The organism is Citrobacter sp. KTE151 (assembly GCF_000398845.1).
GTDB classification, from domain to species: Bacteria; Pseudomonadota; Gammaproteobacteria; order Enterobacterales; family Enterobacteriaceae; genus Citrobacter; species Citrobacter braakii.
In genome coordinates this window covers 101,761-127,399 of the sequence record NZ_KB976059.1, presented here as the reverse complement: position 1 = coordinate 127,399, position 25,639 = coordinate 101,761, and the positions used below count along the sequence as shown (strand labels likewise).

The following is a 25,639-nucleotide window of genomic DNA, read 5'->3' as shown; positions in this document are numbered from 1 at the left end:
CCTGTGTTGTTCTGAGGTGAGCATATCACCTCTGTTCAGGTGGCCAAATTCAGTAAACCACTTCATATCAGCCTGGAGCCTGTGTTGCCCGGTTGGCGCGGGATAATGGAATTAATGACAATCTGCTGTTTACCTGGCGCCAGCGTTACAGACATCTTCTGCCCGATGAAATACAACGGTCAATCAGAGAGCAAGACTCTGTTATCCCCGTTGTCCTGCCTGATATGGTCCTGTCACACCATGCTGAGCCGCACTATGAACCCGCCGCTCCAGCCTGCCGCGAGGCCATGACATGCGAGGTGACTGTCGGCGGTGCCAGCCTGCGTCTGTCCGGGGATTTATCACCTGCACTTCTGAAAACGCTGATCCGCGAGCTGAGCGGGAGGAGCCGATGATACCCTTACCGTCAGGCACTCGTATCTGGCTGGTTGCCGGGGTCACCGATATGCGTAAGTCCTTCAATGGTCTGGGCGAACTGGTCCAGCATGTTCTTGATGACAATCCGTTCTCCGGCCACCTGTTTATCTTCCGTGGTCGTAAAGGTGACACCGTGAGGATCCTCTGGGCTGATGCTGACGGTCTGTGTCTGTTTACCAAACGTCTGGAAGAGGGACAGTTCGTCTGGCCTGCTGTACGCGACGGCAAAATCGCCATCACCCGCTCACAACTCGCCATGCTCCTCGATAAGCTGGACTGGCGGAAACCTAAAACTGCACGCCTTAACTCACTGACGATGTTGTAAAAAGCGCATGACCGCATTATAAATGGGGTCATGAGTCAGGACTATCTCGCCCGTATCGCTGCGCTGGAAGACGCGCTTCGCCAGAAAGACAGCCAGCTCAGTCTCGTTGCTGAGACTGAGTCGTTCCTGCGTTCAGCGCTGGCCCGCGCAGAAGAGAAAATAGAGAACGAAGAGCGTGAAATAGAACATCTGCGGGCTCAGATAGAAAAACTGCGCCGAATGCTGTTCGGTACCCGTTCAGAAAAGCTACGCCGGCAGGTCGAAGAAGCCGAAGCCCTGCTGAAACAGCAGGAGCAGCAAAGCGATCGTTACAACGGCCGGGACAATGATCAGCAGGTTCCGCGTCAGTTGCGCCAGTCCCGTCATCGTCGCCCGTTACCGGAACATCTTCCCCGCGAAATAAACAGACTGGAGCCAGCTGAAACCAGCTGTCCTGGTTGCGGTAGTGATATGGCCTATCTCAGCGAAGTCAGCGCGGAGCAACTGGAGCTGGTCTCCAGCGCCCTGAAAGTGATCCGCACGGTCAGGGTGAAAAAGGCCTGTACCCGATGCGACTGCGTCGTTGAAGCGCCAGCGCCCTCACGTCCTATCGACCGGGGCATCGCCGGGCCGGGTCTGCTGGCCCGCGTGTTAACGGCCAAATACTGTGAACACCTGCCGCTGTATCGCCAGTGCGAAATCTTTGCCCGTCAGGGTGTGGATCTGAGTCGTGCGCTGCTCTCCAACTGGGTGGATGCGTGCTGCCGGTTAATGGCCCCGCTGGATGAAGCCCTCTACCACTACGTGATGGACTGCCGCAAACTGCATACGGATGACACTCCGGTGCCCGTGCTGGCGCCGGGCAGAAAGAAGACGAAAACCGGGCGTATCTGGACATATGTCCGTGATAACAGAAGCGCGGGTTCATCAGATCCGCCAGCGGCATGGTTCGCCTTCTCACCGGACCGACAGGGGAAACACCCTCAGCAACATCTTCGGCACTATCATGGCGTGCTGCAGGCAGATGCCTTCGCAGGGTACGACAGGTTGTTCAGCGCAGAGCGTGAAGGTGGCCCGTTGACAGAAGCGGCATGCTGGGCTCATGCGCGGCGCAAAATCCATGACGTCTATATCAGCACCCGGACGGCCACAGCAGAGGAGGCTCTGAAGCGCATCAGTGAGTTATACGCGATAGAAGAGGAAATACGCGGCCTTCCGGCATCTCAGCGGCTGGCCGCCAGACGGTCCCGAAGTTAACCGTTGCTGATATCCCTGCATGACTGGTTGGTGGAGAAAAGTGCCACTCTGTCGAAAAAATCCCGGTTAGGCGAGGCGTTCGCTTATGCACTGAACCAGTGGGATGCCCTGTGTTACTACTGCGATGATGGTCTGGCAGAGCCGGATAATAACGCTGCTGAGCGCGCGCTACGAGCGGTCTGTCTGGGCAAGAAAAACTACATCTTCTTCGGCAGTGATCATGGTGGTGAACGTGGTGCCCTGCTGTATGGTCTGATCGGAACGTGCAGGCTGAACGGTATCGATCCAGAGGGTTACCTTCGCCATATCCTGAGCGTATTGCCGGAGTGGCCCATCAACAAAGTGGCCGAACTGCTGCCATGGAACGTAGATCTCACCAATAAATAGCCGTCAATACGGCGCTCACTTAACGCTTACGTTCACCTGAGGTGTTTTTGTAGTTATCTGGCGTTACGTGACAGTGTTGGTCAGATACTTCCACCTCTTCAGAGTTAAAGTTTGATATATGGGAAAAAAACGCTCCCGGACGGGAGCGTAAGCCAGTGACTTCGGCGTCAAATGAGGGTCTGACAAGTGGAGCTGCGGGTTAATTCTGGGTGATCTGGCTGCGATGCTTTTCAGCCTGCTGCTGATGAATAACGGAAGATAGACCATTATTCGCCTTCTCATGCACAACAGCGGCTTTCTCATGCTCGTTCATTTCGGAAAATGGCTTAGCAGTTTCTTGGGTGTTCTCAGGTTTGGATTTCATCATTTTTTTATGCATTTCAGCCATGTCCTGATGGGCAGCAGAATTGCCGTTTTGCATCATTTCATGGGACATTGCGGCCTGATCGTGACCGCTCATATCCATCATTTTCATGCTCTCCCCCTGAACTGCACTTTTTTCAGCGGATGATTGCATCTGATGGGCAGGCGCCTGGGCATTATTTACCTGGTCATGCATGTTCATTGTCTCTGCAGCCCAGGCAGATGAAGCGACAGCCATCATGGCAATAAAGGATACAAGGATCTTTTTCATGGTTGGGTCTCCGGTGTTTTCATACCCGAACAATCAATGCTTATAACAGAGAAAGCATTTGATCTCAGGGCTGGTTGATCATCACGCCAGGAACCGGGCGATTGAATTATCACGCTGTCCTGATTTATGGCTGATTATAAAAAACCGCCTCTGTTTATCGCGTGACTGAACGATGACATTTTTGTCACCTTCCGGGTTTCTCCTGAATAACGGTATTAATCCATTAACAGACGCACACTGAACACAATTTCCCGCCCCTGCTGTTCTGCTGACAGCTCGCCGCCGTGAGCATGAATGATCGACCTTGTAATTGATAATCCCAGCCCCGCGCCTTCCGTGTTGTAGAACCTTGATGAGTCTGCGCGATAGAACCGGTCAAACAAACGTTCCAGATTAGCGGGAACCTGGCCGGACATCGTATTCGTAATCATCACGTTCACACAGTCACTGTCACGCTCAAGGTGTATCGCTGTACAGGTGTTATCGGGAGAATACTTGATTGCATTGGAAAGCAGGTTACTGAAAGCACGTCGGAGCATATCGCTGTCTCCGGCAACAACGCCCTCTCCTTCAACCGTGATTGTCTTTCCTGTTTCGTCTGCCAGGGGCTCGAACAACTCACGTAATTCATTCAGTTCGGCTGCCAGATCCACATCATGTTTATCCAGCCGCAGCAGACCATGCTCTGAACGTGCCAGAAAAAGCATGTCACTGGTCATTCGTGACAACCTTTTCAGTTCTTCCAGGTTAGCGAATAAAATTTCGCGGTAATGCGAAACATCCCTTTCCTTAGCCAGTGCAAACTGCGTCTGCATCATCAGATTACTGACTGGTGTGCGCAGCTCATGCGCGATGTCAGACGAGAAATCTGACAGTTTCCGGAATGCCCCCTCCAGGCGATCAAACATATTATTGAACTCCTGCATGGTCTCAGAGATTTCCGGCGGAGCCAGATCGGGATTTAGACGCTGATCCAGGCTGTGTACGGTCATGGAGGAAGCCAGACTGGTCATTTCCCGTAGCGGTTTCAGACCAATACGTGTGGTCAGCCAGCCCAGAAAAACAGAAATAAAGACCAGACCGATATTGAACCAGAACAGCCAGGTACTGAGTTTGTCCATAAACAGGGTGTGATACCCAGTATCCGTGGCAACCGTAATGATGACATGTTTGCTTTTACCCTGTTCCGGCGTCACGGCAACCCGCCGCGAGATACTGCGGTACACGGTGTTATTTTCTTCCGTCTGGATCATATAGTCGAGAATATCACCCGACTTATTAAGCAGGACCGCTGGAACAACAGAATTTTTGGCATAGAGTTCAACAATTTTTTCATTTTCCATGTTTTTTATAGAAATGAATAAGCCATTGTGCCCCACCATCGCATCGTTTATTTTTTCTGATAATGACTTAATATCCGTTTTGTTCCTGAACGTCTCTGTTTTAAGAAACTCTTCGGTGAGCTGAAGTTTACCTGTCAGAAAATCGCGGTCCTGATTATCGAAATAGCCATTCAGGGTGCTAATCAGGATAAAACTTGATAACCACCATACCGTAAGCATCACCGCAGAAAAAATCAGGCTCAGGCGTGTGGTCAGGGAAATTTTGAACCTCACTCTTCTCTGATCTCCAGGACATATCCGGCACCGCGAACGGTATGGATCAGTTTTGGCTCAAAGTCATCATCAATTTTACTTCTCAGACGTCTCACGGCGACATCAATCACATTCGTATCACTGTCAAAATTCATGTTCCAGACCAGGGACGAGATAAGACTCCTGGGTAACACTTCTCCGGTGCGTTGCAGCAGCAACTCAAGCAGAACGTATTCTTTACCGGTGAGATGGATCTTCTTCCCCGAACGGATCACGGTCCGGCGCACCATATCAACGGTCATATCGGCGATGGTGCAGACTGTTGCGGCCTGCGAGCGTGCCCGGCGCAGTAGGGTTCTTACACGTGCAACCAGCTCCGTAAAATCAAAGGGCTTAATCAGGTAGTCATCTGCGCCAAGCTCCAGTCCTTTCACTTTGTCCCGCACGTTGTCCTTTGCGGTTAAAAACAGGACCGGTTCTTCGTGCCCGGACTCCCTCAGTGCGCTGATGATTTGCCACCCGTCGAGGAAAGGCAGCATCACGTCCAGTATTATCAAATCATACTGTCCCTTCGACGCGGCCCCGAGACCATCGCGGCCATTATTAAAGAGATCGGCCTGATAGCCTTCCTCAACCAGTCCCTGCTGCAGGTAACGACCTGTTTTTTGTTCGTCTTCAACGATTAAAATACGCTGCATGGTCAACTCGCTGATATGAAAGTAAAAATATCACGCATAAGCTTTGGCTGTCCCCTAGCTGATCTGAGACGGAGCAAGCATTCCAAGCCACGCTACGGCGCCCAGAATGATAATCGCAACAACGAATTCTGTCAGGATGCTGTTTCGCATCAGGGCAACGCTGCGATCATAATTCCCTTCCCTGACCATAACTTCAAGCCGGGGACCCAGGTGAAACCGGTTTGCTGCAGCCAGAAGAAGCATCAGAACAAACAGAGCCGTCTTGGCAAGCAATATCCTCCCCCAGGAACTGTTGAATAAGGGAGTTAAGTTACCCTCAGCAATATACAGATAGTTGACCAGCGCACTCAGGATCAGGGCTACAACAATCACCGTTCCTGCCGTGGCAAATTTTGCCAGGGAGTCAGATATCACAATGACGCTCTGTGCATTATGCTCGTTTCTGCGCATCAGCAGGATAGCAAATGCAACCAGAGCACCTGTCCAGGCACCTGCAGCGCCGAGATGGGTCAGATCGCTCAGTAAATGGAGATAGTAATGCAGACCGTCATGCATAACGGCGTGTCCTCCCCAGGCAAGTGTAGCCAGCGCCACGCCCCCACTCATCGTCATCAGCAGGCAGGACAATACTCTCTTATTAGTGTAAAGGAACAAAGCACCGAGTGTGGTAAACAGGGCACAGAGCCTGACAATCCAGCTAATACCCACATCAGTTTCTTCTATCACCATCTCGATAACATGGATGGATAATTCTCTGAGGTCAGTTACTCCACTCATGGCATTAGATACCAGGAGCATATTAATGCCAGTAAGAATGATGCCTGTAACAACAGCAAAGGTTATAAACGACCTGAAATTAGTCAGGTTATAGGTTTCATGTCTGACACCGCTTATTCCATATATCTGAAAAAATGGCAATCCAAATATTACCATCAAATCCAGATAAAGAAGAAAACGAATAACAATCATAATCAGGTCGTTCATAATATTACTTCACTGTAAAGGTGTAATTACCGGTAATAGGGTGCGTATCTGAAGAAACCGCGCGCCAGTCAACACGATAAGTGCCAGCGGGTAAAGGCTCTCGCGGAATAATGACCATCGATTTAGGGTCAGCGCCTGGCGCCACTTTTGCCGCGACCGGCATCGGAGAATGTGATGACATGCCTTTCATACCCGTCATCGTTAATTTTGCACCTGAGAATTTCACGGTCAGATTTTCCGAGAAATTAAGCTGAATCTTTTCCGGGGCCGCTACGGCTGAATCAGCCTGTGGCACAGAGCTTTTTAATTCCGGATGGGCCATAGCAGAGAAAGCAACGCCCATAACGAGGCCACCTGTAAGAATGGCTTTATTTAAAATCGACATTTTATTTACCTGTTTAGTTGAGTGTTTTATATCAGTGCGTTAAAACCAGATTCTGGCTCCCGCCAGGAATACTACCTGATGGTCTTTCTCACCTTCTCTTTTCGCCATATCGGATGTTTTCCCGTAAAGTTGATTCCAGGAAACGCCTATATAGGGTGCAAACTCACGGCGTATTTCATAGCGCAGCCGGAGCCCCAGCTCTGTGTCAGTCAGTCCCCTGCCGCGACCCCGCGATTCATCATCCTGACTGTAGAAATTCACCTCATAGGATGGCTGGAGTATGAGCCGGTTAGTCAGTAAAACGTCGTATTCTCCTCCCAGACGAAGGGCTGCTTTTCCGCCATTACTGACAAAACCCGTAATTTCAGACTCAAAATTATAGAGTGCCAGCCCCTGAAAACCGACAGCAGCCCAGGTCCGGGCAGAAGCAGGTCTGAAATCCTGCCTGACACCCGCAACCAAATCCCACCATGGGCCAACCGCATGTCCCCAGAGTAACTGCGCTTCAGCCGCCTCCGTTTCCCCATTGCTTCGTTCACCTTCACTCTTTAGCCAAATCCGATCTGTGTCGCCTCCAATCCAGCTGTTAACACTCCAGCTGAAATTGTTGGTGTTATCCGACCGTTGCCATTCCAGTTGATCCAGCAGAACCAGATAATTAATCGCACTGTCGTGAATCGCATGCCCCTGTAAATTGCCGAATGCAGCCTTCCGGTCGGCATCGGTAACAGGCGGAATTGGCGTTCTGCTCTCAGTTACAATGGGCTCCATTGACGTCATCTCAGTGAAATTCTCATCTGCTGGCATCTGCATGGCAGACATGTCGTGCCCGGCGTGGGGATCTGCAGAGACGGAGCCCGCCGCAATAGAAAGCTGTGAGGTAAACAAACCGGCGACCAGAACAGGTATGGCCTTCAAATTTCTCTTCATTCGCATCATTCCTCCACCCGGACTTCACGAAACATTCCCATTTCCATGTGATAGAGCAAATGGCAGTGATACGCCCAGCGGCCAAGCGCATCTGCTGTCACTCTGTAACTGCGTTTTGTACCAGGGGGAACATCTATTGTGTGTTTACGAACCATGAAATTACCGTTTTCATCTTCCAGATCGCTCCACATACCATGCAGGTGAATGGGGTGAGTCATCATGGTATCGTTGATCAGCGTGATCCTGAGCCGCTCACCGTATTTCAGCAGCACCGGTGCGGCATCTGAAAACTTGATTCCGTTAAATGACCAGGCAAACTTTTCCATGTGGCCGGTTAAATGCAGTTCTATGGTACGGCCAGGTTCACGTCCGTCAGGATCCTCAAAGCGGCTTTTCAAATCCGCGTACGTGAGAACCTTTCTTCCGTTATTTCGAAGACCAATACCCGGATCATTTAATTTCGGAGAGACGCTCATCGCCTGCATATCAACCAGTGGGTTATCCGTTTCTGACGCAGGATGACTTTGCATACCCGGCATTCCGGCCATCCGGGAATGATCCATACCGGCCATGCTGCTGTGATCCATGGGCGCGGAGGATGTCCCGCTATCCGGAAGGTCAGCACCGTCCATAGACATCATCTCTCCGCTGTTATCCATGCCTCCCATCTGGCTGTGGTCCATTCCTGCCATATCATGTCCCATTCCCCCCATACCCATATCTTCCATGGTCAACAGAGGACGGGGATCGAGGGGGGGAACGGCAGCACTTAACCCCTCTCTCGTGGCCAGTGTCCCTCGAGCGTAACCGGTCCTGTCCATGGATTGTGCGAAGATGGTATAGGCCTCACCCTGAGGCTCCACAATGACATCATAGGTTTCGGCAACGGCAATCCTGAATTCGTCAACGGTAACCGGGTTTACATACTGGCCATCTGCAGCCACGACCGTCATTTTCAGCCCGGGGATACGGATATCGAAATAGGTCATTGCCGAGCCGTTGATAAACCGTAAGCGTATCTTTTCACCGGGACGGAACAGTCCGGTCCAGTTTTTCAGCGGGGCCTGCCCGTTCATGAGATAGGTGTAGGTGTAGCCACTGACATCCGCGAGGTCAGTCGGATTCATTTTCATTTCAGCCCACATTTTCCGATCGGCAATGGTGGCTGACAGCCCCCTGGTATTCACGTCGCGGAAAAAAGAGCCAACGGTTGGTTTATTGAAATTGTAGTAATCCGACTGTTTTTTTAATTTTTTCAGCAGGCTGTGAGGATTTTCATCGGTCCAGTCAGACAACATGACCACATGCTCACGATCGTAAGCAAACGGTTCTGGCTCCCTGGCATCGATGATAATGGCACCGTATACCCCCTCCTGTTCCTGCAGACCGGAATGGCTGTGGTACCAGTAAGTCCCGTTCTGCTTAACCTTAAAGGTGTAAACGTAGGTATCATCAGGCTCTATGCCCATAAAACTCAGCCCCGGAACACCATCCATATTGGCCGGAAGAATAATGCCGTGCCAGTGAATGGACGTCTGTTCATTAAGACGGTTTTTGACCTTCAGGGTAATGGTGTCACCTTCTTTCCAGCGAAGAACGGGCCCCGGCAGGCCTCCATTGATTGTTTTGGCCTGACGCTCACTGCCCGTGATATTGACGGCCGTTTCACCAATGGTCAGGTCAAACTGAGTACCCTGCAGGGATGCGGCAACTGGCAGGCTCAGACTGGAACGCGCATTGAAACTCCATACGCCAAGACTTCCGGCTACGCCAGAGAGGGTTAACCCCTTCAGGAAAGTTCGTCGAGACGTTTTCAACAGCATGCGCATTCCCTTATTTAAAGTATGGTTACTGACAGAATTCGAGAACCGATTTAAATTAAATTACTGGTTCATCCACTTACAATGAAATGAATCTAGCACACCTTAAGAAACAAATTCATTACAATCGTGTAATGTACGTGGCTGTATTACATTTACGTCATCTTCCCCACAGGTTGATTTTTTTATATATGATCATAAGGACATCTTTTATGTACCTCAGAAGGTAATTACACATGAATATATTAATCACGACCACTGCGTTTACAGCTTTATTTTGTGGGGCAGCTTTTGCTCAGTCCAGTGATATTGCCCATGAAGCACATCGATTTGTTAATAATGCCTCAGCCGTCAGTCATGTGAACTCCTCGACGCATGAAAACTTACCGGACAGGGTTAATAAAAACAACACGCCCTCATTCTCTGAAATGAATGAACATGAAAGGGCCATTGTTGCTCATTCATTTATGAACAACAGCGCGTCCTATGTGCATCAGAAAATGATTGAGGAACATAAAAAAATGCTGTCCGGCAGTGATGCAAATTCAAAGACCTCGTCTTCTTCTTTTAACGAACTGAATGCCGGAGAAAAAGCCGCTCTCGTGCATGAGCAGGTCAATAATGCCGGTGCGGAAGCACATCAGACGCAGGCAAGAAAGCTTCGCGGGCTGTATTCGACCAGGTAACTGCAGGCGGGTTAGTGCTTAGCGTCAGGTGCGCAGCAGGGCTTTACTGACGGGTTACGTAGCAGGACATGAGCCCCATATTGCTCTGCCGTAACCTGTTTCAGTCCCGTTAATCATCACCGTCGGGCTGGTCATACAGTTCCCAGAGCTTCAGGAGCAAACGGGAAACAAGATATGTTACAAAAATGACGACCATCAACGGTGCTCCCGATTAACTGACAGATGACACGCCTCCTGAAAACCCCTAGCATACGCCGCAGTGTTCATGCTAACGGCGAATTCCAGTAAATGTATTCTACCGATGTCGTAAAAGAAAATGCCTACCTTTCAGCCACCCGCTCGGGGCTGGAATCGAACGAGATCGCTACTCTTCAGCGCTCCTTGCCTTCCCGGTTTAATCTGCGGCATTTGAAAAAAAATGAATCATTAAAACTCGTACTGCAAAAGAAAGCGGGAAAATCACGTGTCGTGGCCTATAAATTTACGTCCGGTTCATTTAATTACACGGCGTATCGTATATCAGATAAAAAGTTCTATAACCTTTCCGATACTTCCGGGAAAGGCAGTCTCGATTATCCGTTACCGGCCACAGCAAGACTCAGTTCGCCTTTCAATCCTGCAAGACTTAACCCGGTATCGGGAAAAGTGAGTCCCCATAATGGCATTGATTATTCCATGCCCATGAACACGAAAATAGTCAGCGTCATCGACGGAAAAATCACCCGGGCCGAATACAACAGCACCATGGGATATTTTGTTGAAGTAACAGGAAAAGCCGGTGTTAAAACTCGCTATCTCCACCTCAATAAAATACTCGTTACTAAAGGGGCCAGGGTTACCCGGGGAGGCGCTATTGCGTTATCCGGTAACAGCGGACGTTCATCCGGTCCTCATCTGCATTACGAGCTGGTCATCAATAACAATCCTGTTAACTCACTGGCGTTCCGGGCAGCGGCACCCGCTGATAACAAACTTGAACAGCATGCCTTTGCGCATGCCAGAGACTACGAACGATACCTGGACTGATAACGGGGCCGCGACGCGGCCCCGTCTGCCGGATTAATTTTTTTATCGTTTTCACTTCCTTGATGTTGATGATCTCCATGCCCTCCGTGGCCGTGGAAAAGATGCATTAGCGGGCAGACCAGCAATAACAGATATGGCCAGTAACCTGCCACATGTGACCAGTGTTCGCGCAGGAGGGCAAATGCCGCGATCGCGGCGACAGCAATAAGCGCATAGGTGGTACTTTTCATACTGGACTCCTTCTGTTCGTAACAGCCCCTTCACTCAGTGTTATTTCCCGAGCCTGACACTTTTCAGACGCAACGCATTCACAATGACGCTGACGGAGGAAAGAGCCATGGCCGCCGCCGCAATAACTGGCGACAGCAGTATTCCATACACAGGATAAAGCAGGCCTGCAGCCACAGGCACGCCAAGTGCGTTGTAGATAAATGCAAAAAACAGATTCTGTCGGATATTTTTCATGGTGATTTCTGACAGATGACGGGCCCTGTTCAGTATCATCAAGTCGCCTTTGAGAAGGGTGACTCCGGCACTTTCAATTGCCACATCTGTACCCGTTCCCATGGCTATTCCCACGTCAGCCGCTGCCAGCGCCGGGGCATCATTCACACCGTCTCCGGCCATCGCAACCACATGGCCAGACGCTTTCAGTCGGGTTATCACTGCTTTTTTGCCATCCGGCAGAATCCCGGCTTCAACCTCATCTATTCCCAGTTTCCGTGCGACTGCTTCAGCGGTAAGCTGGTTATCCCCGGTGAGCATAACGATGCGGATCCCCGCCTGACGCAAAGCTTTAAGCGCATCCGGCGTGGTTGCTTTCACGGGATCCGAGATAGCTATCAGGCCTGCAAGGTGCCCGTCTGTGGCCACATAGATAACGGTAGCACCTTCCATCCGCAACGTATCCGCAACGGCCTTTTGATTATCAATAACGATACTGTTTTCCTGCATAGCCAGTTCATTACCAATAACAACCCGTTGACCTTCGACATCGCCTGAGACACCTTTACCCGACGGCGCATTGAAATGAGTGACTGCGGGTATTGCGATCCCCTTTTCCTGTGCTGCTTTAACTACTGCCATACCCAGCGGATGCTGCGAGCCTTTTTCCACTGCGGCCGTTACACGCAAAAGAGATGTTTCCCCACCCGGATTGAGACTGATAATCCCTGTCACCGTCGGCGAACCTTCCGTGAGCGTGCCTGTTTTGTCGACAACCAGCGTGTCCACTTTTTCAAGACGCTCAAGGGCTTCGGCATTCTTGATTAACACCCCGGCCTGGGCTCCTTTGCCCACCCCCACCATTATCGACATCGGCGTGGCCAGCCCCAGCGCGCAGGGACAGGCAATAATCAGGACCGACACAGCCGCAATGAGACCGTGCGCCATCCTGGGCTCGGGCCCCCAGACAGACCAGATCATGAAAGCAACAACCGCGATAAGTATCACCAGAGGAACAAACCAGCCTGAAACGCTGTCAGCCATTCTCTGGATGGGGGCCCGCGAACGCTGTGCATCAGCGACCATCTGAACAATTCGTGAGAGCATCGTTTCATCACCGACTTTCTCTGCACGGATGATAAGACTACCTGTCTGATTAATGGTCCCCCCGATGACAGGGTCACCCTCCGTTTTGGTAACAGGCATAGATTCCCCGGTCACCATCGATTCATCAACGGTTGTTTTGCCTTCGACCACGATACCGTCGACCGGAATACTCTCTCCAGGTCTGATGCGGAGCTTATCGCCAGGCAGGACATCTTCCGCATTAATATCCGTTTCATGACCGTCATGATCCAGCCGTCTGGCGGTTTTGGGGGCAAGGTTCAGAAGCGCAGTAATGGCGCCTGAGGTTTGTTCCCGTGCCCGCAGCTCAAGAACCTGTCCCAGCAGAACAAGCACCGTAATAACTGCTGCGGCTTCAAAATAAACGGCCACCAGGCCATCCATGTTTCTGAACGATGCAGGAAACCAGGAGGGGAAGACGGTTGCAATGACGCTGTAAACCCAGGCTACGCCGGTCCCCATTGCAACAAGGGTAAACATATTCAGGGAGCGGTTACGTAACGACATTCCGGCCCGGGCGAAGAATGGCCAGCCACACCACAACACGACAGGAGAGGCCAGAAGCAGCTGCAGCCATGTGTTGTACTGTGGTGATACTGTATTCCTCAGCGCGGGAAACAGATGAGATCCCATTTCGAGAACCAGAACCGGAAACGCCAGCAACAACCCCAGCCAGAAGCGTCTTGTCATGTCGCGAAGTTCATCACTCTGCCCCGTGGATGCCGTGGCTACGAGCGGCTCCAGTGCCATTCCACAGACAGGACAGCTTCCAGGACCACTACGGCGTATCTCCGGATGCATCGGACATGTCCACACACCTTCAGAATTCTCTTTCTCCGCCTGGCGGTGAGACTGTTTTATCTTATCAGGGCTGACTTCGTGGTGATCGTGATGGTGATGGGAATATTCACTGGCATCTTCGGTAAGATACCGATCGGGATGGGCTTTAAATTTGCTCTCACAGCTGGCGGAGCAGAAATAAAGCTGATGGTCCTGGTATCGCATGCTGCTGTGTGCCTTGTTGGACAGGATAGCCATCCCGCACACGGGATCTCTCACCTTCTGCACTACGTGACTCTCGTCCGGGGATAATGTCTGTTCAGAAGCAGTCTGGTTGTTGTGTTCCACTGCATTGTCATTTTTCACAGTAACTCTCCTTATGCATACCTGAAGCATCTTCTGTCTTCAGGGTATGTCATGGATGCGATTACCACGAATGTCGCCGACATAAGAGAGCCTGCTGCCGGCGTCCTGTTATCAGCCGTTCCGCTGACTATTCGATTCGCTGGAAGACTTTTTTAGCTCCATCCGGTGAGAATGCGATAACATCGTAAGCCTCTTTTCGGGACCCCATCTCCATTCCCGGGCTTCCTGCTGGCATACCGGGGGTGGCGAGACCGTATATACCCGAACCAGACTGCATTGCCTTGTGTATCGTTGTCGCAGGCACATGGCCTTCAATGATCAAATTACCTGCTACCGCGGTATGACAACTTCGTAATCCCGCAGGTACAGCATGCTTTTCTTTCAGGGCTGACAGCGCCTGATCATTCATGACGTGAGTTCGCACTTCAAACCCGTCTTTTTCCATCGCCTTGCCCCACAGGGAACAACAGCCACAGTTTTCAGATTTGTACATATCAATCACTTTTTCACTCGCCATTGCGGGCAGTGAAAGGCCGAGAGCCAGGGCCACCAGGACCACTTTTTTCATACTCACCTCTGTATATTATCGATATAACCCCTGACGTCAGGATGAATCAGTACAGAAGGGCACCCACAGAGGATGCCCTTACAGGGTTATGACACGCTTTTTTTATGTCTGCGCAGCCAGATTAATTTGTAGGCGGCAGGAATTATGAACAGGGACAGCAGCGGAGCCGTGATCATCCCACCAATCATGGGTGCCGCGATACGGCTCATGACTTCTGAACCTGCACCGGTTCCCCAGAGTATTGGCAGCAGACCCGCAATGATCACCGCCACGGTCATGGCTTTCGGCCGGACACGCAGCACGGCACCATGATAGAGGGCTTCATCAAGACCTTCCGGTGTGAACGTCTCTTTACGGGACAATTCCGGGTGCACTTCAATGGCATGACGCAGATACATCAGCATGACCACGCCAAACTCTGCTGCCACCCCGGCCAGAGCGATAAACCCCGTTCCGGTTGCGACAGACATATGGAAGCCCTGCCAGTACAGGAACCATATCCCGCCAACCAGGGCGAACGGCAGGCTCATCAGGATCAGCAGGGCTTCATCAACCCGGCGGAATGCCAGATACAACAGGATGAAGATGATCATCACCGTCATCGGCACCATCAGCTTCAGTTTCTTGTTGGCATGCTCAAGCAGTTCAAACTGTCCGGAGAATGACACGCTGGTACCCGGTCTCAGTTTCACTTTCTGACTGATCGCCGTTTTAATGTCATTAACCACCGACACCATATCCCTGCCGCGCGCGTCAATGTAAATCCAGCTGGCTGGACGGGCATTTTCCGTTTTCAGCATAGTCGGTCCTGAAACGACCTTAATATCCGCAACATCGCCCAGCGTGATCTGCTGCTTCATCGGGGTCAGGATCGGCATCTGTTTCAGAGCCTGCGGGCTGTTCCGGTAATCCTGCGGATAGCGGATATTAATCGGGTACCGGGCCACGCCTTCAACCGTTTCCCCTACCGTCGCGCCGCCGATGGCTGATGAGATGAACAGCTGCACATCGCCCACCGTCATTCCGTAGCGGGAAGCTTTTTCCCGGTTGATATCGATATCGATGTAGCGCCCACCCTCAAGTCGCTCAGCCAGGGCAGACACCACGCCCGGTACCGTTTTGGCTACCGCTTCGATACTCTGCGCCGTTGCATCGATATCGGACAGAACCGTTCCGGACACCTTGATACCTATCGGGCTTTTGATCCCGGTTGAGAGCATATCAATACGGTTACGGATTGGCGGCACCCAGAGGTTTGCCAGCCCCGGTAAACGGACGGTCCTGTCGAGTTCTTCAATAATCTTGTCAATCGTCATGCCAGGACGCCACTGATCCTCAGGTTTGAGCTGGATCGTGGTTTCAACCATTTCGAGCGGTGCGGAATCCGTTGCGGTCTCTGCTTTACCAGTCTTGCCAAATACAGAGGCCACTTCAGGAACGCTTTTGATTAACTTGTCCGTCGTCTGCAGGAGCGCTGCAGCTTCTGCCGGAGAGACGCCCGGCAGGGTCGACGGCATATACAACAGGTCGCCCTCGTTAATCTTTGGCAGAAACTCACCACCCACCTGACTCAGTGGCCAGATAACGGTGAAAATGGACAAGGCCGCAACCAGCAGGGTTGTTTTTGGCCAGTGGAGGACCCGCAATAGTAATGGATGATACGCTTTTATCAGCATCCGGTTCAGGGGGTTACTGGTCTCGGCAGGAATTTTCCCCCGGATCCAGAATCCCATCAGAATCGGAATGACGATGATGGCCAGCGCGGCCGCGCCAGCCATGGAGTACGTTTTCGTGAATGCCAGCGGTCCAAACAGACGTCCTTCCTGACCTTCCAGGGTAAAGATAGGAATAAAGGACAGGGTGATGATCAGCAGGCTGATAAACAGTGCGGGTCCCACTTCCACGGAGGCGTCGGTAATCACCTTCCAGCGGGTGGCGTTGTCAATCTGCTCACCCGGATGCTGGTGATCCCACTCCTCAAGCCGTTTATGCGCATTCTCAATCATCACAATGGCGGCATCCACCATCGCACCGACGGCAATCGCTATTCCTCCCAGAGACATGATATTGGCGTTAAGTCCCTGGAAGTGCATGACGATAAAGGCGATACACAGGCCAAGCGGCAGGGAGATAATCGCCACCAGGGCAGAACGAACGTGCCACAGGAACAGGGCACAGACGATGGCCACCACGATAAACTCTTCCAGAAGTTTGGAGCTGAGGTTATCAATTGCCCGGTCGATTAACTGGCTGCGATCGTAGGTGGTCACGATTTCAACGCCTTCAGGCAGGCTGGCCTTCAGCGTCTCAAGTTTATCCCTCACTGCCGTGATAACGTCGCGCGCATTTTTACCCGATCGCAGGATCACCACGCCGCCTGCAACTTCTCCCTGGCCGTTCAGCTCGGCAATACCACGCCGCATTTCGGGCCCGGTCTGCACGCGGGCAACATCCCGCAGATAAACCGGCACGCCGTTCTCGCCTGTTTTCAGGACGATGTTATTAAAATCGTCGATGCTCTGAAGATAACCGCTGGCACGGACCATATACTCCGCTTCGGCCATTTCAACGGATGAGCCACCGGCCTCCTGGTTAGACGATTCAAGGGCCTGTTTTACTTCGGGCAGGCTGATACCGTACTGGGACAGTTTTACCGGATTGACCTGAATCTGGTACTGTTTCACCACGCCGCCAACCGAAGCGACCTCAGCCACGTTCGGGATGGTTTTCAGCTCAAATTTCAGGAACCAGTCCTGCAGAGAACGCAGTTCTGAAAGGTCGTGTTTTCCGCTGCGATCGACAAGGGCATATTCAAAAATCCAGCCCACACCCGTGGCATCCGGACCGATTTCAGAACTCACCCCGGCGGGCAGTTTTCCCTGAACCTGATTCAGATATTCCAGCACGCGGGAACGGGCCCAGTACAGATCGGTGCCGTCTTCAAAAATGACATATACATACGAATCACCGAACTGTGAAAAACCACGCACAGTTTTTGCGCCAGGTACGGAGAGCATGGTGGTGGTAAGTGGATAGGTGACCTGGTTTTCTACAATCTGCGGGGCCTGGCCGGGATAGCTGGTTTTAATAATGACCTGCACATCTGACAGGTCAGGCAAGGCATCGACCGGCGTGTTAATAATCGTCCATGTACCCCAGATGCTGAGAAACAGGGCCCCCATCATGACCAGGAAACGGTTGGCGACAGAGCGCCGGATAATCCATTCAATCATCGTCGTCTCCTCAGTGCCCTGAATGCATATTTACAGGCTGGTCAGACATTGCTGGCATACTGCTTTCTGTTTTTTCAGGGTGGCGCATACGTTCCAGCGCGCCCGTAATATTGGCTTCGGAGTCAATGAGGAACAGGCCACTGACCACCACGGTATCGCCTTCATTCAGGCCGGAACCGATGCCGGACTGTTGCTGTGATTCATGCAGAACGTGGATCTGTTTCGGCACAAACTTGCCTTCATCATCAACAGTAATCACGCGCTGTTCTTTGCCGGTATCGATAACGGCCTGGCTTGGTATCAGCAGCATCTCCTGGCTCTTGGTATTCAGTTTCAGATAGGCATTCATGCCCGGCTTGAGAAACTCATCCTTATTAGAAACCTGGAGACGGACCTGAAGCGTACGGGTTGTCTGATCCACGCTGGGAAGAATGTTCCATTTTTCGACATGGAATGTTTTATCCGGATAAGCCGGTACCGAAATTTCAAACTGCGACGTATCTTTCAGCAGATATGCGATAGATTCTGGCACTGCAGCGCTGATCCAGACCGGGTCCATCCCCTGAATCTGAGCCACTACTTTATCTTTCGAAATATTCATGCCGGTGCGCAGGTCAAACGCAGTAATGACACCATCAATAGGTGCTTTAATGGTAAAACGGGTCTGGATTGTGCGGGTTGAACGCAGCCTTTGAATATCCTCTTCCGGCATACCAGCCAGACGAAGTCGCTCCAGAACCCCTTTTATCTGGGTTGACGTACCGCCTGTACCGGATAACAGCAGGAACTCACTTTGTGCCTCAACCCATTCAGGAATGGTGATATCGATAAGCGGAGTGCCTTTCTTCACATGATCGCCAATCGTCAGGGGATACACTTTTTCGACGAAACCGTCAGAGCGCGCCTGCACAATGACAAACTGATACTCGTTGTAACTGACATTAGCCGGGATTGTCTGAGAATAATTCAGCATTCCTCGCGTGACTTTTTGCGTTTTTAATCCCAGATTCTGAACCTGCGTTGGATCGATACGGATCCCGCCACTGCTTTTATCGCCGCTTTCATCAGCATATTTTGGCACCAGGTCCATATCCATAAAGGGAGATTTTCCGGGTTTATCAAATTTGGTATCCGGTTTCATCGGGTCATACCAGAAAAGTACCTTTCGCTCGGGTGCCTTTTGTTCGGTTTGTACTGTTTTTTGTGATGAGTTTACATACTGCCAGGCAGTAACCGATATCAGCCCTCCTGCTATGAGGCTGCTGATAATTATTGCAGCATATTTTATCTTTAAAGAAGCCATACAATTTCTCGCTGAAAAATCAAAACACCTGGCATATGCGGCCGATCATTCATTCACAGTAATCCCTTAATGAATGTTCAGACGCACTGGATGTATTCGCTCCGGACAGTCAATCAGGATTGCGTAACGTTAATGCTTTTGAGTAAGGAGATATTGCCCTGCTGAATAAACGAGAAATCGACATGGTTGCCGGTTTTCAGGGCATTGATAGCGTCGTCTGCATTAACAAAAGTGAAGCGCATGGTCATTGCAGGCCAGCCCACCGCAGGGATTGCTTCGTGCGAAATGGTGATCTTTTTACTATTCATATCAATTTCTTTAACGATACCGGTGCCCTTGATAACCTGCTGTACCGAAGCATCACTGGCAGCATTCATATCGCCATGCTGATGTGTTTCAGCATGAAGACCGGCAGAAAACATGACAGAGAAGGCACCAAATAAAACGGCTTTAAGTGAATTACGCATTTTTAATTTCCTGATTAATTGAATAAATTTACTCTACCCAACCGCCACCCAGCGCGGTAAACAGATTAATTTCGTTAACCTGTCGGGAATAGGTAAGATCGAGAATGGTTTGCTGCGTCGCGAAGAGGGAACGTTCTGCATCCAGCACTTCGATGTAACTGACAGCACCACTTGCATACAATCCTCTGGCACGCTGTAGAGTTATCTGTAGTGAATCAAGATAACGCTGCTGTGACTCAAGTTGCTGGCTAAGGCTGTCGCGCAGCGCAAGCGTGTCGGAAACATCCTTAAAGGCTGACTGAATTTTTTGTTCGTAATTAACCACCGACTGTTGCTGGCGAATTTCAGCCAGCTTCAGATTGGCTTTGTTCCTGCCAGCATTAAATATAGGAATTTCAATTTTAGGAATAAAATTCCACATTCCACTTCCTGACGTAAAGAGGCTGGACAGCTCCGTACTGCTTGAGGAGAGACCACTGGTCAGGGTAATGGACGGGAAAAAAGCCGCTCGCGCTGCGCCAATATTGGCATCAGCCGCTTTCAACTGGTATTCCGCTTCCATAATATCCGGACGCTGCAGCAATATTTGTGACGACAGATTTGGTGGCAATTTTACTGGTGCGATCTCCCCACCTTTCATCCCTTTTTCTGACGGAACTGCGCGGTACGTTCCAAGCACCAGTTGCAGGGCATTGTTTGCCTGAGCCAGATCGCCTTCTCGTTTGGCTATTTCGGCGCGGGTACTTTCGATTTGTCCTCTCGCCTGTTCAAGTGCCAGAACGTTCGTACTCCCGGTCACGAGCTGTTGCTCAACGAAAGCATAGGACTGTTCATAATTTTTCAGCGTTTCCCGCGCAATACGGAGTTGTTCGTACGCCAGTTGCTGGCTGAAATAGCTCTGTGAAACGTTGGAGACCAGCAGGATGTGTACGGCCCGACGGGCTTCTTCGCTGGCAAAGTAGTTCTGGCGGTCAGCATCACTCATGTTCTTAAGTTTGCCGAAAAAATCGAGCTCATAGCTGAGCTCCAGTCTCGTGTCGTACTCCTGTGTGGTCGGCTTGTCACCTTTCAGACCACCGCTGTATGTTATCCCGGATGAGGCATTCAGCTGGGGATAACGATCTGCATCCGTGACGTTGAACTGGGCTCGGGCCTCTTCAACCTTCAGGGCAGCCATTCTCAAATCACGGTTATTAGTCAGAGCTTCACCGATCAACCGGGTAACCTGGGGATCGACAAAAAAGTTACGCCAGCCCGTATCCTGATAGCCATTTACCGCTGGCGTCAGGCTGTTATGGGACAGTGAAAACTGCTGGGGTACCGGTGCTGCGGGCCGCTGATATTCAGGCGCAAGCGACACGCAGCCTGCCAGGATGAATATCGTGCTAATGCTGAGTAATTTTAATTTGAACATAACGCTTCTCGTCCAGGCAGACCTGGTAAATGGTTCAAATGAAGTCCAGAGTATTGATAGGGGTACTTTACCTAACGCTCTCTGTTTGCCGGGTGACAGGATAATGACAATGTTGTCATTTTTGCTGTAATCCGTTGATAACGATCGTGGGCGCAATAGAATGACATTAGCAGCCAGCCGGGGAGCAAGATGAAAATATTGATCGTCGAAGACGAAATTAAAACAGGTGAATATCTCAGCAAAGGGCTTACAGAGGCAGGGTTCGTAGTGGATCACGCTGATAATGGTCTTACCGGATATCATCTCGCCATGACAGCCGAGTATGATTTAGTCATTCTGGATATCATGCTACCTGATGTGAACGGCTGGGATATCATCCGCATGCTGCGCACTGCCGGAAAGGGTATGCCGGTCTTACTGCTGACAGCCCTCGGCACGATCGAACATAGGGTCAAAGGACTGGAACTGGGTGCGGACGATTATCTGGTTAAACCCTTTGCGTTTGCCGAACTGCTCGCCCGGGTGAGAACCCTTCTGAGGCGGGGAAACACGATGATCACGGAAAGCCAGTTTAAGGTGGCTGACCTCTCGATTGATCTCGTATCCAGAAAAGTCAGTCGCGCCGGAAACCGCATTGTGCTCACCAGTAAAGAGTTCAGCCTGCTGGAATTCTTCATTCGCCATCAGGGAGAGGTTCTTCCCCGCTCCCTGATTGCCTCTCAGGTCTGGGACATGAATTTTGACAGCGACACTAATGCGATCGATGTCGCAGTAAAGCGACTCCGCGCTAAAATAGACAACGATTACGGGACAAAGCTGATCCAGACAGTCCGGGGCGTGGGCTACATGCTGGAGGTCCCGGATGCATAGCAAACCTTCCAGACGCCCTTTCTCACTCGCTCTGCGGCTGACCTTTTTTATCAGCCTGTCCACGATACTGGCTTTTATCGCCTTCACCTGGTTTATGCTGCATTCTGTTGAAAATCATTTTGCCGAGCAGGATGTCAGCGATCTTCAACAAATCAGCACCACACTGAACCGTATACTGCAGTCCCCGGTGGATCCGGATGATAAAAAAATAAGCAAAATAAAGGAATCAATTGCCAGCTACCGCAACGTTGCCCTTTTGCTCCTCAATCCCAGGGGTGAAGTGCTCTTTAGCTCAGCTCAGGGGGCGGCACTACGCCCGGCAGTGAATTCAGCAGATTTTAGCGAGCACAGCCGCGCACGGGATGTCTTTCTCTGGACGGTGGAGGATCCTGCGGGACCGATGGATACCGGGTCCGAAATGAAGATGGAAACATACAGGATTATCGCCTCCTCTGGTCAGGCGATATTTCAGGGCAAACAGCAGAACTATGTCATGCTGACTGGCCTATCCATTAATTTCCATCTCCATTACCTCGATGCGCTGAAAAAGAACCTGATTGCGATTGCCGTCGTGATAAGCCTGTTGATTGTTCTGATCATTCGAATCGCTGTCCGTCAGGGGCACCTGCCCCTTCGTAATGTCAGCAATGCCATTAAAAACATCACCTCCGAGAATCTTGATGCGCGACTGGAACCGACACGCGTTCCCATTGAGCTGGAGCAACTGGTTATCTCGTTCAATCATATGATTGGAAAGATTGAGGATGTCTTTACCCGCCAGGCCAATTTCTCTGCCGATATCGCGCATGAGATCAGAACGCCCATCACCAATCTGGTGACGCAGACTGAAATCGCACTGAGTCAGGATCGAACACAGAGGGAACTTGAGGATGTCCTCTATTCCAGTCTTGAAGAGTATAACCGGATGACCAAAATGGTCAGCGATATGCTGTTCCTGGCACAGGCAGATAATAATCAGCTGATACCTGACAGGGTCATGTTTGACCTCAGAGCGGAAGTCATGAAAGTCTTCGAGTTTTTCGAAGCCTGGGCCGAAGAACGCAATATCACGCTCAAATTTAACGGGATGCCCTGCCTGGTTGAGGGAGATCCACAAATGTTCAGAAGGGCGATCAATAATCTGTTATCCAATGCCCTGCGTTATACCCCGGAGGGACAGGCAATCACCGTCTCAATAAGAGAGCAGGAGAGCTTTTTTGACCTTGTGATTGAAAATCCGGGGAAACCGATCCCTGAAGAACATTTATCAAGGCTGTTTGACCGTTTTTATCGGGTGGATCCATCCAGACAACGAAAAGGAGAAGGCAGCGGCATCGGCCTTGCGATTGTGAAGTCAATCGTGGAAGCACATCACGGAAGAGTGCAGGTGGAATCAGACGTACGCTCCACGCGTTTTATCTTATCCGTGCCCAGACTGGAGAAAATGATCGGCTTTGTTGAATAAATCAGATTTCGGGTAAGTCTCCCCCGTAGCGGGTTGTGTTTTCAGGCAATACGCACGCTTTCAGGCATACCTGCTTTCGTCATTTTGTTCAGCGCTCGTACCAGGGCCATAGCCTCCGCAACCTGACCATCGTAGTCACGCAGCGTCAGTGAACCCCCGAACAGCTGTTTTACCCGGTACATCGCCGTTTCCGCTATCGAGCGACGGTTGTAATCTGTTGTCCATTTCCACCGCGCATTACTCCCGGTCATTCGCTGATTAGCCACTGCACGGTTACGGTCTGCATATTCACCGGGCCAGTAACCTGCACCTTTTCGGGGAGGGATAAGCGCGCTGATTTTCTTACGCCGCAGTTCATCGTGACAGAGCCGGGTGTCGTAAGCGCCGTCTGCCGCTGCTGCCCTGATTTTTCTGTGAGTCTGCCGGATAAGACCCGGGAAGGCTTCTGAGTCCGTCACATTGTTCAGCGACAGGTCTGCACAGATGATTTCATGTGTGTTGCTGTCAACTGCCAGATGCAACTTTCGCCATATACGACGGCGTTCCTGGCCATGCTTTTTGACTTTCCACTCGCCTTCACCGAAGACCTTCAGCCCGGTGGAATCAATTACCAGGTGTGCGATTTCACCCCGGGTGGGCGTTTTGAAACTGACATTAACCGACTTTGCCCGCCTGCTGACACAGCTGTAATCCGGGCAGCGTAGCGGAACGTTCATCAGAGAAAAAATGGAATCAATAAAGCCCTGCGCAGCGCGCAGGGTCAGCCTGAATACGCGTTTAATGACCAGCACAGTCGTGATGGCAAGGTCAGAATAGCGCTGAGGTCTGCCTCGTGAAGAAGGTGTTGCTGACTCATACCAGGCCTGAATAGCTTCATCATCCAGCCAGAAAGTTATGGAGCCACGGTTGATGAGGGCTTTATTGTAGGTGGGCCAGTTGGTGATTTTGAACTTTTGCTTTGCCACGGAACGGTCTGCGTTGTCGGGAAGATGCGTGATCTGATCCTTCAACTCAGCAAAAGTTCGATTTATTCAACAAAGCCAAAATGATCCCGGAAACCCAATGCTGAAAATAAAGATGTAAATGACAAAGATGTCATTAGCCTGTCATGCAGCAAACAGAAGCCATTCGATATAATTAGTGCAACTTATCAGGAAGGCTGGATTGCTTCATCAATACCCGGCGTCAGAGTACGCCAGGAAATGAATATCCAGCCCTCTTCCGGAGAAATAAACGCTGCCGAACTTGTTTCAGTTATGGAACTGAAAACACCGGTTGTACTTCCCCGGACATCACTAATTCAGAAATGGAGAGTTATCATGAAAAATATCGTATTAGCATCTTTGCTGGGCTTTGGTTTAATTTCATCGGCCTGGGCCACTGAAACCGTGAATATCCATGATCGCGTCAACAATGCACAGGCTCCTGCTCACCAGATGCAGTCTGCTGCGGCTCCTGTCGGGATCCAGGGGACTGCTCCTCGTATGACCGGTATGGACCAGCATGAACAGGCCATTATTGCTCATGAGACCATGACGAACGGCTCGGCGGATGCGCACCAGAAAATGGTGGAAAGTCATCAGAAGATGATGGGAAATAACACGGTATCCACGACCGTCCCGTCAACGTCTTACGCGGCGATGAATGAGCATGAAAGAGCAGCGGTTGCCCATGAATTCATGAATAACGGGCAATCCGGCCCACATCAGGCCATGGCCGAAGCGCACCGCCGCATGATCAATGCAGGCTGAATGCGACGGTAGTATCCGTGCTGTTACCTTTTCCCTGATAGATTTTCCTGAAACAACGTTGCTACATTTTTGCCCCCCGTCAGGGGGCTTTTTTGTCTGACTCAGCTACACTTAACCGGTACCTGTCTGAAAGGAATTATTATATGAAAATCAAAAACACCCTTTTTGTAATATTAATGTTATCCCTGCCAGCCATTTCTGCTGAACATTCGGAAATGAAAATGTCAGATATGCACTCATCGGCATCATCACAGGAATATATGGCTGGCATGAAAAATATGCATGAAAAAATGATGGCCGCCGTTAATGAATCCAATCCCGATAAGGCCTTTGCAAAAGGTATGATCGCACACCATGAAGGGGCAATCGCAATGGCTGAGACCGAGCTCAAATACGGAAAAGATCCCGAAATGAGAAAGCTTGCGCAGGACATCATTAAAGCTCAAAAAGGTGAAATTGAGCAGATGAATAAATGGCTTGACAGTCATAAATAATGAACACTGGAGTGTTGTCTTGCGCACCCTCTTAGGGGTACCCCCGGACACGAAAATATATAGCACTTAACTAATTAAAAACCCGAATAATTTCGGGTTTTTAATGTAACTTTCTTTTCTGAACGGAAATAATAGTCATACAATTTAATTTTCTTGTAATTACTCCTACTTTTAATCAGGTACTGGACGATGGATAACGACTCCCGCCTGAGAGGGAAAATCCGTCTGGTTACTTG

The 25,639-nt window shown here is 50.7% G+C and carries 21 protein-coding genes and 3 pseudogenes; 9 read left to right on the top strand and 15 right to left on the bottom strand.

What is annotated here, in order from left to right:
* Positions 1-74 precede the first annotated feature (74 nt).
* The 3 genes and pseudogenes from WC7_RS27260 to WC7_RS0124250 form a co-directional block, all read left to right on the top strand.
* A pseudogene (locus WC7_RS27260) lies at positions 75-395 on the top strand (IS66 family insertion sequence element accessory protein TnpB); the annotation flags it as partial.
* The gene (gene tnpB, locus WC7_RS23615) at positions 392-742 is read left to right on the top strand and encodes an IS66 family insertion sequence element accessory protein TnpB (RefSeq protein ID WP_016151369.1); all 351 of its coding nucleotides are present in this window, start codon (positions 392-394) and stop codon (positions 740-742) included. The pseudogene WC7_RS27260 and the gene tnpB, both read left to right, overlap by 4 nt.
* Positions 743-772: 30 nt before the next feature.
* Positions 773-2,365 (top strand): annotated as a pseudogene (locus WC7_RS0124250) (IS66 family transposase).
* Between the two features lie 199 nt (positions 2,366-2,564).
* On the opposite strand, the gene WC7_RS23620 reads toward WC7_RS0124250, so the two are convergent.
* The 7 genes from WC7_RS23620 to pcoA form a co-directional block, all read right to left on the bottom strand.
* Positions 2,565-2,999 (bottom strand): hypothetical protein, encoded by a 435-nt coding sequence (locus WC7_RS23620; RefSeq protein WP_016151366.1) that lies wholly within the window; start codon positions 2,997-2,999, stop codon positions 2,565-2,567.
* A gap of 215 nt (positions 3,000-3,214) precedes the next feature.
* A complete protein-coding gene (pcoS, locus tag WC7_RS23625; RefSeq protein ID WP_002436614.1) occupies positions 3,215-4,615 on the bottom strand; it encodes a copper resistance membrane spanning protein PcoS in 1,401 nt (466 codons plus the stop codon).
* Positions 4,612-5,292 carry a copper response regulator transcription factor PcoR gene (pcoR, locus tag WC7_RS23630; RefSeq protein WP_001188930.1) on the bottom strand — a complete coding sequence of 227 codons (681 nt, stop codon included), beginning with the start codon at positions 5,290-5,292 and terminating at the stop codon, positions 4,612-4,614. Before pcoR ends, pcoS begins: the two co-directional genes overlap by 4 nt.
* Positions 5,293-5,346: 54 nt before the next feature.
* Positions 5,347-6,225, bottom strand: coding sequence for a copper resistance inner membrane protein PcoD (gene pcoD, locus WC7_RS23635; protein ID WP_080821469.1), 879 nt, complete (start codon positions 6,223-6,225; stop codon positions 5,347-5,349).
* Positions 6,226-6,280: 55 nt separating this feature from the next.
* Positions 6,281-6,661, bottom strand: coding sequence for a copper resistance system metallochaperone PcoC (pcoC, locus tag WC7_RS23640; protein WP_000025662.1), 381 nt, complete (start codon positions 6,659-6,661; stop codon positions 6,281-6,283).
* A 39-nt stretch (positions 6,662-6,700) separates the two neighbouring features.
* A complete protein-coding gene (gene pcoB, locus WC7_RS23645; protein ID WP_001378118.1) occupies positions 6,701-7,591 on the bottom strand; it encodes a copper resistance outer membrane transporter PcoB in 891 nt (296 codons plus the stop codon).
* Positions 7,592-7,596: 5 nt separating this feature from the next.
* Positions 7,597-9,414 carry a multicopper oxidase PcoA gene (gene pcoA, locus WC7_RS23650; RefSeq protein ID WP_000925242.1) on the bottom strand — a complete coding sequence of 606 codons (1,818 nt, stop codon included), beginning with the start codon at positions 9,412-9,414 and terminating at the stop codon, positions 7,597-7,599.
* Between the two features lie 233 nt (positions 9,415-9,647).
* Here pcoA and WC7_RS23655 point away from each other — a divergent pair, with 233 nt between their 5' ends.
* Both WC7_RS23655 and WC7_RS23660 read left to right on the top strand, forming a co-directional pair.
* Positions 9,648-10,097 carry a hypothetical protein gene (locus WC7_RS23655; RefSeq protein WP_016151365.1) on the top strand — a complete coding sequence of 150 codons (450 nt, stop codon included), beginning with the start codon at positions 9,648-9,650 and terminating at the stop codon, positions 10,095-10,097.
* 288 nt (positions 10,098-10,385) lie between these two features.
* The gene (locus WC7_RS23660; RefSeq protein ID WP_000287501.1) at positions 10,386-11,123 is read left to right on the top strand and encodes a peptidoglycan DD-metalloendopeptidase family protein; all 738 of its coding nucleotides are present in this window, start codon (positions 10,386-10,388) and stop codon (positions 11,121-11,123) included.
* Positions 11,124-11,161: 38 nt separating this feature from the next.
* Here WC7_RS23660 and WC7_RS23665 read toward each other — a convergent pair.
* The 7 genes and pseudogenes from WC7_RS23665 to silC all read right to left on the bottom strand — a co-directional run.
* Positions 11,162-11,353: pseudogene (locus WC7_RS23665) on the bottom strand (DUF2933 domain-containing protein); the annotation flags it as partial.
* A 40-nt stretch (positions 11,354-11,393) separates the two neighbouring features.
* On the bottom strand, positions 11,394-13,868 hold the full coding sequence (gene silP, locus WC7_RS23670) for an Ag(+)-translocating P-type ATPase SilP (protein WP_155849767.1): 2,475 nt from the start codon (positions 13,866-13,868) through the stop codon (positions 11,394-11,396).
* A 97-nt stretch (positions 13,869-13,965) separates the two neighbouring features.
* On the bottom strand, positions 13,966-14,406 hold the full coding sequence (locus WC7_RS23675; protein ID WP_016151363.1) for a DUF411 domain-containing protein: 441 nt from the start codon (positions 14,404-14,406) through the stop codon (positions 13,966-13,968).
* Positions 14,407-14,492: 86 nt separating this feature from the next.
* The gene (silA, locus tag WC7_RS23680) at positions 14,493-17,639 is read right to left on the bottom strand and encodes a Cu(+)/Ag(+) efflux RND transporter permease subunit SilA (protein ID WP_016151362.1); all 3,147 of its coding nucleotides are present in this window, start codon (positions 17,637-17,639) and stop codon (positions 14,493-14,495) included.
* A 10-nt stretch (positions 17,640-17,649) separates the two neighbouring features.
* Positions 17,650-18,942 (bottom strand): Cu(+)/Ag(+) efflux RND transporter periplasmic adaptor subunit SilB, encoded by a 1,293-nt coding sequence (silB, locus tag WC7_RS23685; protein ID WP_004098959.1) that lies wholly within the window; start codon positions 18,940-18,942, stop codon positions 17,650-17,652.
* Positions 18,943-19,055: 113 nt separating this feature from the next.
* Positions 19,056-19,409 carry a cation efflux system protein CusF gene (gene cusF / locus WC7_RS23690; protein WP_004098961.1) on the bottom strand — a complete coding sequence of 118 codons (354 nt, stop codon included), beginning with the start codon at positions 19,407-19,409 and terminating at the stop codon, positions 19,056-19,058.
* Positions 19,410-19,437: 28 nt separating this feature from the next.
* Positions 19,438-20,823, bottom strand: a complete 1,386-nt coding sequence (silC, locus tag WC7_RS23695) for a Cu(+)/Ag(+) efflux RND transporter outer membrane channel SilC (RefSeq protein ID WP_016151361.1) — start codon at positions 20,821-20,823, stop codon at positions 19,438-19,440.
* A 189-nt stretch (positions 20,824-21,012) separates the two neighbouring features.
* Here silC and silR point away from each other — a divergent pair, with 189 nt between their 5' ends.
* Together silR and silS are read left to right on the top strand one after the other, a co-directional pair.
* Entirely contained in the window at positions 21,013-21,693 is a 681-nt protein-coding gene (gene silR, locus WC7_RS23700; RefSeq protein WP_000697969.1) for a copper/silver response regulator transcription factor SilR, read from the top strand.
* Positions 21,686-23,158, top strand: a complete 1,473-nt coding sequence (silS, locus tag WC7_RS23705) for a copper/silver sensor histidine kinase SilS (protein WP_016151360.1) — start codon at positions 21,686-21,688, stop codon at positions 23,156-23,158. The genes silR and silS overlap by 8 nt, the downstream gene beginning before the upstream one ends.
* Positions 23,159-23,199: 41 nt before the next feature.
* Here silS and WC7_RS23710 read toward each other — a convergent pair whose 3' ends face one another.
* Positions 23,200-24,168 (bottom strand): IS5-like element IS903B family transposase, encoded by a 969-nt coding sequence (locus WC7_RS23710; protein WP_016151359.1) that lies wholly within the window; start codon positions 24,166-24,168, stop codon positions 23,200-23,202.
* Positions 24,169-24,477: 309 nt separating this feature from the next.
* Here WC7_RS23710 and silE point away from each other — a divergent pair, with 309 nt between their 5' ends.
* The gene (gene silE / locus WC7_RS23715) at positions 24,478-24,909 is read left to right on the top strand and encodes a silver-binding protein SilE (RefSeq protein WP_000790483.1); all 432 of its coding nucleotides are present in this window, start codon (positions 24,478-24,480) and stop codon (positions 24,907-24,909) included.
* A gap of 143 nt (positions 24,910-25,052) precedes the next feature.
* Positions 25,053-25,403, top strand: a complete 351-nt coding sequence (locus WC7_RS23720; RefSeq protein WP_000694953.1) for a CopM family metallochaperone — start codon at positions 25,053-25,055, stop codon at positions 25,401-25,403.
* Positions 25,404-25,639 lie beyond the last annotated feature (236 nt).